The organism is Actinospica durhamensis (genome assembly GCF_018139695.1).
GTDB lineage: Bacteria > Actinomycetota > Actinomycetes > Streptomycetales > Catenulisporaceae > Actinospica > Actinospica durhamensis.
In genome coordinates this window covers 1-10,994 of the sequence record NZ_JAGSOG010000277.1, presented here as the reverse complement: position 1 = coordinate 10,994, position 10,994 = coordinate 1, and the positions used below count along the sequence as shown (strand labels likewise).

General features: G+C 72.9%; 11 protein-coding genes. 10 read left to right on the top strand and 1 reads right to left on the bottom strand.

Features of this window, described 5'->3' with window-relative positions; all coding sequences use genetic code 11:
• The 6 genes from KDL01_RS33910 to KDL01_RS33885 form a co-directional block, all read left to right on the top strand.
• On the top strand, nucleotides 1-377 hold a 377-nt coding region (locus tag KDL01_RS33910), incomplete at its 5' end, for an HlyC/CorC family transporter associated domain-containing protein (protein WP_281415761.1).
• Nucleotides 374-1,384: a hemolysin family protein gene (locus KDL01_RS33905; RefSeq protein ID WP_212532776.1), complete on the top strand. Its 1,011-nt coding sequence runs from the start codon at nucleotides 374-376 to the stop codon at nucleotides 1,382-1,384. The genes KDL01_RS33910 and KDL01_RS33905, both read left to right, overlap by 4 nt.
• An 82-nt stretch (nucleotides 1,385-1,466) precedes the next feature.
• The gene (locus KDL01_RS33900; RefSeq protein ID WP_246577384.1) at nucleotides 1,467-2,411 is read left to right on the top strand and encodes an extracellular catalytic domain type 1 short-chain-length polyhydroxyalkanoate depolymerase; all 945 of its coding nucleotides are present in this window, start codon (nucleotides 1,467-1,469) and stop codon (nucleotides 2,409-2,411) included.
• Between the two features lie 121 nt (nucleotides 2,412-2,532).
• Nucleotides 2,533-3,237, top strand: coding sequence for a hypothetical protein (locus tag KDL01_RS33895; RefSeq protein ID WP_212532775.1), 705 nt, complete (start codon nucleotides 2,533-2,535; stop codon nucleotides 3,235-3,237).
• Nucleotides 3,238-3,298: 61 nt separating this feature from the next.
• Nucleotides 3,299-4,915 (top strand): AbeC-like domain-containing protein, encoded by a 1,617-nt coding sequence (locus KDL01_RS33890; protein ID WP_212532774.1) that lies wholly within the window; start codon nucleotides 3,299-3,301, stop codon nucleotides 4,913-4,915.
• Nucleotides 4,915-5,622: a TIR domain-containing protein gene (locus KDL01_RS33885; RefSeq protein WP_212532773.1), complete on the top strand. Its 708-nt coding sequence runs from the start codon at nucleotides 4,915-4,917 to the stop codon at nucleotides 5,620-5,622. Before KDL01_RS33890 ends, KDL01_RS33885 begins: the two co-directional genes overlap by 1 nt.
• Before the next feature lie 16 nt (nucleotides 5,623-5,638).
• Here KDL01_RS33885 and KDL01_RS33880 read toward each other — a convergent pair whose 3' ends face one another.
• Nucleotides 5,639-6,637, bottom strand: coding sequence for a macro domain-containing protein (locus KDL01_RS33880; RefSeq protein ID WP_212532772.1), 999 nt, complete (start codon nucleotides 6,635-6,637; stop codon nucleotides 5,639-5,641).
• Between the two features lie 69 nt (nucleotides 6,638-6,706).
• Here KDL01_RS33880 and KDL01_RS33875 point away from each other — a divergent pair, with 69 nt between their 5' ends.
• The 4 genes from KDL01_RS33875 (at nucleotide 6,707) to KDL01_RS33860 (ending at nucleotide 10,819) form a co-directional block, all read left to right on the top strand.
• Nucleotides 6,707-8,080, top strand: a complete 1,374-nt coding sequence (locus KDL01_RS33875) for an AfsR/SARP family transcriptional regulator (protein WP_212532771.1) — start codon at nucleotides 6,707-6,709, stop codon at nucleotides 8,078-8,080.
• Between the two features lie 338 nt (nucleotides 8,081-8,418).
• Entirely contained in the window at nucleotides 8,419-9,138 is a 720-nt protein-coding gene (locus tag KDL01_RS33870; RefSeq protein WP_212532770.1) for a 5-oxoprolinase subunit B family protein, read from the top strand.
• Complete coding sequence (locus tag KDL01_RS33865; protein ID WP_212532769.1) at nucleotides 9,135-10,004, top strand: 5-oxoprolinase subunit C family protein; 870 nt, start codon at nucleotides 9,135-9,137, stop codon at nucleotides 10,002-10,004. Before KDL01_RS33870 ends, KDL01_RS33865 begins: the two co-directional genes overlap by 4 nt.
• Nucleotides 10,005-10,099: 95 nt before the next feature.
• Nucleotides 10,100-10,819: a GntR family transcriptional regulator gene (locus KDL01_RS33860; protein ID WP_212532768.1), complete on the top strand. Its 720-nt coding sequence runs from the start codon at nucleotides 10,100-10,102 to the stop codon at nucleotides 10,817-10,819.
• Nucleotides 10,820-10,994 lie beyond the last annotated feature (175 nt).

Genomic DNA, 10,994 nt, shown 5'->3' with positions numbered 1-10,994 from the left:
GGGCAGCTCAGGCGGGCACAGCAGGCGAGGCGGGAGCAGGTCGCGCGGGCGCGGCAGCTGGACGGCGGCGCTGGCGGGTGCTCGGGATCGCGCGGATTCATCAGCTCGCCGCGCTCGGACTGACCGTGCCCGCAGGGCCCTACGAAACCGTCGCGGGGCTCGTCGCGGCGCGGCTGGGACGGATCCCGGTGGTCGGGGACCGGATCGAGGTGGACGGGTGGGAGCTGCGGGTCGAGCGGATGGAGCATCACACGGCGCAGCGGGTGGAGATCACGGCTCCGGCGGCGAGGATCGCGGCGCCGGCTGAACAGCGGGGTCGGCGGCGGCATGGTTCGCGCGGTCGGCGCGGCAACGGCTCGAGCGGCGGGCGCGGATGACTACGGTGGAGTTGCTGGTCGGCGTGCTCACGCTGGTGACGAACGCGTTCTTCGTCGGGGGCGAGTTCGCGTTGGTCACGGTGCGGCGCAGCCAGGTCGAGCCGCGGGCGGAGGCAGGGCAACGGCGGGCGCTTTCGGTCATCTGGGGGCTCGAGCACCTCTCCGGCATGCTGGCCACGGCGCAACTCGGCGTGACGGCGTCTTCGCTGGTGCTCGGGGCGGTGGCGGAGCCGGCGATCTCACACCTGCTCGAACCCGTACTCGCCAGTATCGGACTGCCCTCCGGGGTGATCCACACCATCGCGTTCGTACTCGCGCTCGCGCTGGCCACGTACGCGCACATGCTCTTCGGCGAGATGGTGCCGAAGAACGTCGCCCTGGCAGCCCCCGAGCACACGGCCCTCGCGCTGGTGCCGCCGTTGGCCAAGCTCACGCGGGGGCTGCGGCCGCTGGTGGCCGGGATCAACGGGCTGGCGAACCTGGTGCTGCGCGTCCTGAAGGTGCAGGCGCGCGACGAGGTCGCCTCCGTGTTCACGGACGACGAGCTGGCGGCGCTGGTCGCGGACTCCTCGCGTGCGCATCTGCTGCCCGCGCGGGAGACCGAGCTGGCCCGGGAGGTCCTCGACCTCGGGCACCGGCCGGTCGGGCAGGTGATGCGGCCGCTCGGCGACGCGGTGTGCGCCGGGCCGGGTGTGACGCCCGCTCAGCTCGAGCACCTCGCCGCGCGCACCGGCTACTCGCGCTTCCCGGTGCGCGAGGGCACTGAGATCCTCGGGTACCTGCACGTGAAGGACGTGCTCGGCGCGGTGCCCGGCACGCCGTTCCCGCACAGTGATCTGCGTCAGGTCGCCCGGGTGGCCGCAGACACGGCGCTCGACGACGTCCTGGACGCGATGCGCCGCTCCGGTGCGCACCTGGCCGTGGTGACCGATCCGCACGGCGTGCCGGTCGGTCTGGTCACGATGCAGGACGTTCTCGGCGGGCTGGTGGGCTCGGCTCGGGGCTGACGCACAGGTTTTCCTTATTCTGATCCGACGGCGTGGCGCTTATCGTGACGAAGGAGCCGAAGGGACGAGAGGGGGCTCGGTCATGTCGCGACGTGCCCGTGCCACCGTCGTCGCAATGGTCTGCCTCGCGGTGGCGCTTTCCGCCGGGGCGTGCCGGCGCGCCGCATCGTCAGCCGCCGCGTCCTCCGGGCCGTCGGCCGGGGCGATCCCGGCGGGCTCGAGCAGCTACAGCTTCGAGATCGGCGGGCTGCAGCGTACGTACCACGTCTATCGGCCTCCGGGCCTGACCGGTCCGGCGCCGCTGGTGATCTTCCTACACGGTGGATACGGAAGCGGATCGCAGGCCGAGCAGTACTACGGCTGGGATCAGGAGGCCGCGGCGCACGGCTTCCTCGTGGTCTATCCGGACGGGTACGACCGGGCCTGGAACACCGGCGGCGGGTGCTGCGGCATCCCGGCGTCGCAGGACGTGGACGACGTCGCGTTCATCACGGCTGTGGTGGCCAGGGTCGAGGCGGGCGCGCCGGTCGATCGGCACCGCGTGTTCGCCACCGGCATCTCCAACGGCGGCATCATGGCCTACCGGCTGGCCTGCTCGACCACACTGTTCGCGGCGGTCGGGCCGGACTCGGCCACCGAGCTCGGGTCCTGCGACGCTCCGGCGCCGCTGTCGGTGATCCACATCCACGGCACCGCCGACCAGCGCATCCCCTACGGCGGCGGCACGGGATCCGGCTCGGCGCACATCGACGGGCCGGCCGTGCCGACCGTGGTCGCCGGCTGGCGGCGGATCGACGGGTGCGCCGCACCGACGCAGGCGAGCTCGGACGGCGGCGTGATCAGTACCTCGACGGCCACCTGTCCGGACGGCCGCGCGGTGGAGCTGATCACCGTCGCGGGCGCGGGGCATCAGTGGCCTGGCAGTCCGGACCGTCCCGTCATCCAGAAGGTGCTGGGGCTCGACACCCCGTTCCCGAATCTCGACGCGACCGACGTGATCTGGGCGTTCTTCGCAGCACACCCGTAGCCGCAAACGCGGCGGGCGCCCGAGGAGGCGGCGGACCGGGCGCCGTTCGGGCGGCGCTTGGAAGCGGATCGGAAGCGCATTCGCGTTGTCGCGGAAGTGCCGCGACTGCTCGTATCGTTGCATGAAAGTCCAGCCACCAGGGCCGAGCGAGCCCACCCCGAGCAGTCGGCCGGCCAGCCTGCTGCCGGCCGACGCCTGGGTCCGACGCGCCGCGCTGATCGCGACCGCGCTCCCGCTCGCGGCCACCATCGCGCTCATCCTCACCATCCACGCCGTGGACAAGCCGGCGTGGCAGGACACCGGCTCCAGCCTGCTGAACGGCTTCGGCGGAGGTTCCGGGGCGGGCGGGTACGGCGGCGAGCCCACGTACGACGACGGATCGACCCAGGACGCGTACACGTACACGGCGACGGACGATCCGGGCGCCCTGGCGAGCACCGACCCCGGGTACGACGACACGAGCGGCTACCCCGGCTACGGCGACCAGGGCGACGCGACCGACGGCTCGAGCCCCACGCCCACCCCCTCGCCGAGCGCGACCGGGCCGGCCGCGGTGGTCCTCGCCTACTTCGCCGCCATCGACCGGCGCGACTATGAGACCGCCTGGAGCCTGGGCGGCGACAACCTCGGCGAGAGCTACGACGGCTTCGTCAACCAGTTCTCGAACACCGCCCAGGACACCGTCACCGTCACCTCCGTGGACGGCGACGCCGTCTCCGCGGACCTCGTCGCGCAGAACGACGACGGCACGACGCAGGACTTCGCCGGGACGTACACGGTCACGAGCGGCGCGATCACCACCTTCGACGTGCAGCAGACCTCCTGACGGACGCCGCGCACGAGCTTGCCACGAACCCGCCACGAACCCTGAGAAGGCGCTCATCGCGATGTACGATCACACCTCGCCCGCCCGCACTCCCCAACCGCGCACGGCGCCCGACGACACAGCGCGCAGCGCGCCCGCCACGCCCGCCAACGCCCCCGTCGGCGGACGCGGCTACGCGGCCAGCAACGTCACGCGGCTGCTGTGCGCCGGGACCTACCTCGACGACGGCTACCGGCGCGCGGTCATCCAGGCCCTGCTGACCGAGCGCTTCCGGCAGGTCGCGCCGTCGTACGGCTACGACGTCATCCCGGTGCTCGGCCACGCCCTGGCCGCACGCCGGCTGCGCATGTACCACTCCGTACTGACCTTCACCGGCCTGTTCCTGTTCGTCCTGCTCCGCTTCACCCACGCGCTCAGCAGCCTCAACGCGTTCCTGCTGTTCGCCTGGTGGGCGTGGAGCGCCTCGTACCTGCTGCGCCTGGTCTCGCTCGAGACGCTGATGCGCGAGTTCCGGCCGGCCGAGACGAACGGCGGCGCCCGCTCGCGCTCGCGCGGGCCGGGGTTCCGGGGCGGGTATCCCGAGGACGAGAACCTGGGGGCCGACCGGGTCGACGAGCTGATCGAGCAGCAGTCCGCGGACACCGGCGTGATCTACTACGGCGGGTTCACCCCCTTCGTCGGGGCCGGATTCGGGCACTCGTCCTGGACGAACGCGGAGCTGCTGGTCGAGGCGCCGCCGAATCCGTTCGCGGACTCCGAGGAGTTCGCCGGGCTCAAGAAGTTCACCGTGGCGGAGATCACCGACTACGTGGCGCGGCGGCTGAAGTCCGACCTGTGCGACGAGGCCTCGCCGCCCACCCGCATCGAGAACCTGGTCATCGAGCGGCGCCGGTACACCAAGGCGGTGGCCAGGCGGGTCTCGGAGGACATCGATCCGTTCGTGTCCGTGTCCGAGGTGCACTGGGAGGAGTCCTACGCGGCCGCCCGGGAGTTCCTGTGCATCCGGGTCGGGGCCTGGGACCAGGAGGTGGTCACCTCGATGTTCGTGGGCTTCGACCTCAAGGGCAACACGCTGCACACGGAGTTCTACCCCTACGTGCTGCCGCCGATCCGCGAGGCCTTCCACATCGTGGACCGGCTGCCGGAGCACTTCACCCCGCGGCTGGTCTTCCGAATCGCGTTCGACACGCTGCGCGCCCTGCCGTTCGAGGCCGTGCGCACGGTCATCCATCCGCTGGCGCACCGGCTGCCGCGGCCGGGCGACGTGGCCGAGCAGCTCGACCGGAAGCTGGCCAAACTGGCCAAGCGCGGCGGCCACGCCGGGGAGAGCTCGCTCGGGCTGGCCAGGTACGCGGGCATCCGGATCGACCGGGGGGCGAACGCGAGTATCAGGGAACTGGCGACGCCGAACAAGCTGCACCACTTCTTCCAGAAGGCCGACATCGTCAAGTACACGCAGATCGTGGAACGCAGCCTGCTGCGGATCATCGAGGACTTCCTGTACGAGCACAACGTGGACCTGACCGACCACCGGGCCGCCGCGGCCAACATCCTGAACCAGAGCTTCGGCGACGTGCACAACCACGGCAACGGCAACGTGGTGAGCCAGGGCAACCTCGGCAAGCAGTCCATCCGCGCCCGCGCCGCCGGCGCCCGCACCCACCTCAAGGACGCGTGATGACGCACACCACCCGCTTCGGCAGCGTGCGCAACCGCGGCGACGGCAACGTGGTGAGCCAGGGCAACGCCGGGACCGAGCGCATCACGGTCGGGCCCGACCGGACCCGGACCGAGCCCTCGATCGAGGACCCGCGCCCGGGCCGCAACCCGATCGACCCGGACCCGACCCGCAACGTCTTCGTGGTGCACGGCCGGGACGAGCAGGTGCGCCGGGAGATGTTCGGGCTGCTGCGGGCGCTGAACCTGCGCCCGCTGGAGTGGGAGGACCTGGTCGGCTTCACCGGCCAGGCCACCCCGTTCCTCGGCGAGGTGGTGGCCGCCGCGCCCGCGCAGGCCCAGGCGGCGCTGGTGCTGCTCACCCCGGACGACGTGGTCCGGCTGCACCCGAGCCTGCTCAAGCCGGAGGACCCGGACGACGAGCGGCTGCCCACCGGCCAGCCGCGGCCGAATGTGCTGCTGGAGCTCGGCATGGTGCTGATGGCCTATCCGCAGCGCACGGTGATCGTCGAGTTCGGCCCGCTGCGCCGGATCGCGGACCTGGCCGGACGCAACGTGATCCGGTTCAACGGCACGGTCGAGGCGGTGCGCAAGGTCGCCGCCCGGCTGGAGCTGGCCGGCTGCCCGGTCAAGGACACGGGCGTGGACTGGCTCGACGTCTCCGTCCTGTCCCGGCTCGACGCCTTCAACCGGGATCGCACTCTATGAGCCCCCATGTCTAGATCTAGGGCTGGGCTGCGCCCGGTTCCAGGATCTCGAGCAGCGCGTCGAGTTCGCGCAGGTCGATCCGCGCGAAATCCCCCGGCCGCAGCACGATGCGCAGTTCGCGGCAGATCAGCCGCTCGCGCGAGCGCAGGACGAAGGAGAGCACGATCATCCGCACCAGGCTCTCCACGTCCACCTGGTCGAGCCGGCTCAGGCCCGCACCGAGCAGCGGCATCGCCACCGGCTCGAGCCGTCCGTGCCGCTGGATCGCGTCCCACAGCCGGTGCAGGCTGACGCCGAGGTCCTCGACGCTGGAGCGGGCGACGTCGTCGTTCCCGATCCGGCTGCACGCCACGGCGAAGATCAGGCGCGGGCGGCGGCCGAGCACGGCGGTCGTGCCGATCGGGTAACGCAGCCGTTTGCCACGCGGCCGGTCGACCCGGCGTTCCCGGGCGCAGGGGCGCACCTCGCGCAGCGCGGCGGTCAGGGCGCGGTCCAGGGCCGGGAGGTCGCCGCCGTACTCACGCGCGAGCAGCTGGCCCTGCAGACTCGCCGCGTCGATCGGGCCGTGCTCGCCGGTGTCGGTGTCGAAGGTGTCGCTGAACCCGATGACGAGGTGGGCGTCCTGATCGAACAGGTTGCCCGGCACGACGGCCACGGTCGTGCTCGGATGCCGGAAGACGCGTATGACGCGGGGTCGGTGCCGCGCCCTGGCCACGCCCCAGGCCAGGCAGAGCCCGAGCGCGACGACGGTCAGCGGGCCCGGGTGGGCGAGCGCGCGGGGGAAGAGCTGCCCGACGAACTGAACCAGCGCGGAGATCGCGCCGAACGCGGCCAGCACCTCCCCGGCGAACCTGCGGCCGGGCCGGCCGCGCCCGCGCACCCGGCCGGGCCCCAGGCGCGGCGCGCTCGGCGACGCCGAGGCGGCGACCTGCGCGGCGGCCCGCGCAGGCAGGCGCGGTGCCTCAGATGATGCGGGCCCGGCCCCGTTCCGGTGAATCTCGGGCGAATCCATCATCACCTCGTGCGCCTCCTGCTACCGTGACAAGCACATTCACGGTAAGTGTTCGGATTCGGGGCGGGATCCATGGAAAACGCGACCGCACGCGTCCGGGTGTGCGTCCTCGGCCCGCTGCGGCTGGAGATCGACGGCGAGCAGGTCCGGCTGCCGCCCTACACCCGGCGTCTGCTGGTGCGGCTCGTTGCGGCCGAGGGCAGGGCGCTGACGATCCGCGACCTGCGCCGGGACGTGTGGGACATCAGCGAGGAACTGCCGCACCAGCATCCACGCGGCCGCAACGAGGTGCAGAAGCGGATCCTGGAGCTGCGGCACAAGCTGGACGCGGTGGAGCCCGGCACCGGGCGGCGGGTGCTGCAGACCAGCCAGCTGCCCACGGCGCGCGGACCGGAGACCACCTACCGGCTGGTGCTGCGCCCGGCCGAGCTCGACTGCGCCGAGTTCACCGAGCTGGTCAACGGCGCCCTGTGCGCGCCGCCGGCGGAGGCGGTGCGCAAGCTCACCGAGGCGATGGCGCTCTACGCCGGCGCGCCCCTGGCCGACACCGAGGACGAGAAGTTCGCCAAGCCGCTGGCCGACCGGCTGCAGCAGCTCTACGAGAGCGCGCGGCGCGAGCTGATCCGCTGTCACATGGAGCTCGGGCGCGGCGATCTGGCGCTGCCGCTGGCCGAGCAGATGGCCGCGGAACAGCCGGAGAACGAGCGCTCGGCCGAGCTGTTGCAGGGGCTGCGCGGGCAGTTGCGCAGCGAGCGGCGGTTCGAGCTGCTGCGCACCCGGCTGCCGGGGCTGCCGAACGAGGTGTGCGTGGTGCGCGGGGACCTGTTCGACCAGGGCGACGCCAACCTCGTGATCGGGTTCACCGACACCTTCGACACGCTGGCCGGGCAGGACCAGGTGATCAGCGCCGAGAGCGTGCAGGGGCAGCTGGTCGAGCGGCTGTTCGGCGGCAGTGCGCGGGTGCTCGACGCCCGGCTGCGCACCGGACTGCGGGCCGTGACGCCGGTGGGCGTAGAGCGCGCGCAGGACAAGCCGAAGGGCAAGCGGCTGCGCTACCCCATCGGCACGGTGGTGCCGGTTCCAGTGGCCGGGGACCGCCGCGTGTTCGCCACGGCGTACTCGCGGCTGGGCAACGACCTGGTGGCCCGCGCCGACCGGGCGGATCTGGACCGGGCGCTGCACCAGCTGTGGCCGACGGTGGCGCGCGCGGGGCTGCACAAGCCGGTGGCCGTGCCGCTGCTCGGCTCCGGCCTGGCCCGGATCGTGCAGGCCCGGCGCGAGCAGCTGGCCATCGCCGTCATCGACTCCTACTTCGCCGCCTGCCGGCTCGACCCGCGCACCGCGCCGGAGCTGCGCATCGTGGTGCGCGCGCAGGACCTGCCGATGATCGACCTGGCCGTGGTCGGCGCCCATCTGACCGGGCTGCGGGACACGGATCCGAGCTGAATCCCGGAGCCGGCCCCGAATCCGGCCCCGAATCCGGCCCGCAGCCGAGAGCCGCCGCGCCGCCGCGCCGGCTCTCGGCCCGCTCCCCCACACCCCTCCCATGACGGCATCGGACCACGTCCGAGGCTTCACGACCAGGCATCGCGCGGTTCCGTGGCGCTTCCGATCCGCTTCCGACGCGCCCGCGCCCGGGCCCGGCCGCCGCTTGAAGGATTGTTGAACAATCACTACAGTGCGCTTGGACCCGTACATGATGCGGAGTCAGACACGTCTACGTCAGCGAGGTATGCCGTGAGCGCAGCGCGTCCCACGCGGCCACTGCGGGGCAGGCCCGGTCGATGCGCTTCCTGACGATGGGCAGCCGGGCGCTGCTCGTCGAGCTCGACCCGCGCCCGGACGGCGACGGCCCGGCCGACCCCGAGCCCGCGCAGCTGTATCGGACCCTGACACGCACGCCCCCGGCCGGAGCGCTCGAGTACGTGCCGGCCGCGCGGACCGTGCTGGTGCGCTTCGATCCCGCGCTCACCTCGGCGGCGGCGCTGCGCGACCGGATCGGGCAGGCCGTAAGCGCGGCGACGGACGCGGACGTGGACGGCCACAGTGCCGTGGAGGCAGGGTCCGAGGCCGCGATCCTCGAGATTCCGGTGCGCTACGACGGGGCCGATCTCGACGAGGTCGCCCGGATCAGCGGGCTGAGCCCGGACGAGGTCGTCGCGCGGCACTGCGGGGGGCTCTACACCGTCGCCTTCTGCGGGTTCGCGCCCGGCTTCGGGTATCTGACCGGGCTCGACGACGCGCTGCGGCTGCCGCGGCGTGCGGTGCCGCGTACGCGCGTGCCGGCCGGCTCGGTCGCGATCGCCGACGTGTACACGTCTGTTTATCCGCACAGCTCGCCCGGCGGCTGGCATCTGCTCGGCCGCACCGAGACTGCGGTCTGGGACGTAACGCGGCAGCCTCCGGCGCTGCTCGAGCCGGGGACGCGGGTGCGCTTCGTGTCGCAGGACGCTTCGACCACCGACGCGACCACGAACGGGACCGCCGACGGGGCGCGCGGATGAGCGCGCTCGAGGTGCTCGCGCCGGGTCCGCTCGCCACGGTGCAGGACCTCGGCCGGCCTGGCCTGGCCGCGCTCGGAGTCGGAGCGTCCGGCGCGGCGGACCGGGCGAGCCTGCGGCTGGCGAACCGGCTGGTCGGCAACGCGGAGGACGCCGCAGGCGTCGAACTCACCTTCGGCGGCCTGCGCGCCCGCGCGACCGGCTTCGCGACCGTCGCGCTCACCGGGGCGCCGTGCCCGGCGAGTGCCGGGGGCCGCGCGGTCGGGATGAACGCACCGATCCCGATGCGGCCCGGAGACGTCCTCGTCATCGGCGCGCCGACGCAGGGCGCGCGCACCTACCTGGCCGTACGCGGCGGAATCGACGTGCCGCCGGTGCTCGGCGCGCGGAGCACCGACGTGCTCAGTGGTCTGGGTCCGGAGTTCGTGCAGGAGGGTACGGTGCTGCCGATCGGCCGCGAGCCGGCCGGGTTCCCCACGGTGGATCAGGCGCCGGTGCGCCGGGTCGCGGGCGAGGTCACACTGCGCGTCATCCCCGGGCCGCGGGCCGACTGGTTCGCGCCGGACGCGCTCGGGGTCCTGTGCGGCGAGCCGTACCACGTCACGTCCGAGAGCAACCGGGTCGGCGCCCGGCTCGAGGGCCCCGAACTGCGCCGGGCCGGTCCCGCCGAACTCCAGCCGGAGGGCATGGTGCGCGGCGCGTTGCAGGTGCCGCCGCACGGGCGACCGGTGCTGCTGCTCGCGGACCACCCGGTCACCGGCGGATACCCGATCATCGCCGTCGTCGTGGACGAGGACGTGGACCTGGCCGCGCAGCTGCGGCCCGGCGAACCGGTGCGCTTCCGGATCGACGGCCCGCGGCCGACGTAGCCCGCACCCGCGGCCGACGCGGTGACCGCGCCCGTAGCCAGGGCCTGAGTTTCGTGGAACGATCAGCTGATCCGACGATCGCACTAGGAGGAACGGTGTCCGCCGACGTCGCCGCGACGGCCTTCTCCGAACTCGCCAACGACCGGCACCTGCTCGGCCGCACCAGCACCGCCGAACTGGTGGCCGGGATCCTGCGCGGCCGGATCGCCGAGGGCCTGCTTCCGCCGGGCACCCGGCTGGCCGAGGAGGCGATCGGCTCGGCGCTGGCCGTCTCCCGCAACACCCTGCGCGAGGCCTTCCGCCTGCTCACGCACGAGCGGCTGCTGGTGCACGAGCTCAACCGCGGGGTGTTCGTCCGGACCCTGACGGCCGAGGACGTGGCCGAGATATACCGGGTCCGGCGGGTGATCGAGTGCGCCGCGGTGCGCCGCCCGGGCGCCGATCCGGCCGAGCCCCTCGCCCGCGCCCGCGAGGCCGTGGCCGAGGGCGAGCAGGCCGCGGCGGACGGGCGCTGGGGCGACGTCGGCACCGCCAACATCCGGTTCCACCAGGCCCTGGGCTCGCTCGCGGGCAGCAGTCGGGTGGACGGGTTCATGGCCGCGATTCTGGCCGAGCTGCGGCTGGTCTTCCACGTGATGGCCAATCCGCGCGCCTTCCACGAGCCCTACCTCGGGCGCAACCGCGAGCTGGTGACGCTGCTGGAGTCCGGCGACTACGCGGCGGCCGAACAGAGCCTGGCGGGCTACCTGGACGCGGCCGAGGCAGAACTCGTCCACGCATACGCCGAGGTGCTCAAGGGCGAGGAGCGCGGCTGACGAGAAAGGCGCACGCACGACGCGTGCGAGCCTTGCCGTATTGTTGAACAATCCTTACATTGACCGCATGGGGCGCCCGCCGCGCCGTGCCGCGTCGTACCCTGCAGCGCCGCGCCTCCCCCGTGATTCGCCCTCACCTCGGAGGCAGTGCGTTGACTCCCACGAACCCCAGGAC

What these genes read in the sequence shown, in the direction of transcription:
- KDL01_RS33900 (WP_246577384.1), top strand. Translation starts at nt 1,467, where the DNA reads ATGTCGCGACGTGCCCGTGCCACCGTCGTCGCAATGGTCTGCCTCGCG.
- KDL01_RS33880 (WP_212532772.1), bottom strand. Translation starts at nt 6,637, where the DNA reads ATGATGGATTCGCCCGAGATTCACCGGAACGGGGCCGGGCCCGCATCA.
- KDL01_RS33865 (WP_212532769.1), top strand. Translation starts at nt 9,135, where the DNA reads ATGAGCGCGCTCGAGGTGCTCGCGCCGGGTCCGCTCGCCACGGTGCAG.
- KDL01_RS33885 (WP_212532773.1), top strand. Translation starts at nt 4,915, where the DNA reads ATGACGCACACCACCCGCTTCGGCAGCGTGCGCAACCGCGGCGACGGC.
- KDL01_RS33870 (WP_212532770.1), top strand. Translation starts at nt 8,419, where the DNA reads ATGCGCTTCCTGACGATGGGCAGCCGGGCGCTGCTCGTCGAGCTCGAC.
- KDL01_RS33895 (WP_212532775.1), top strand. Translation starts at nt 2,533, where the DNA reads ATGAAAGTCCAGCCACCAGGGCCGAGCGAGCCCACCCCGAGCAGTCGG.
- KDL01_RS33890 (WP_212532774.1), top strand. Translation starts at nt 3,299, where the DNA reads ATGTACGATCACACCTCGCCCGCCCGCACTCCCCAACCGCGCACGGCG.
- KDL01_RS33875 (WP_212532771.1), top strand. Translation starts at nt 6,707, where the DNA reads ATGGAAAACGCGACCGCACGCGTCCGGGTGTGCGTCCTCGGCCCGCTG.
- KDL01_RS33905 (WP_212532776.1), top strand. Translation starts at nt 374, where the DNA reads ATGACTACGGTGGAGTTGCTGGTCGGCGTGCTCACGCTGGTGACGAAC.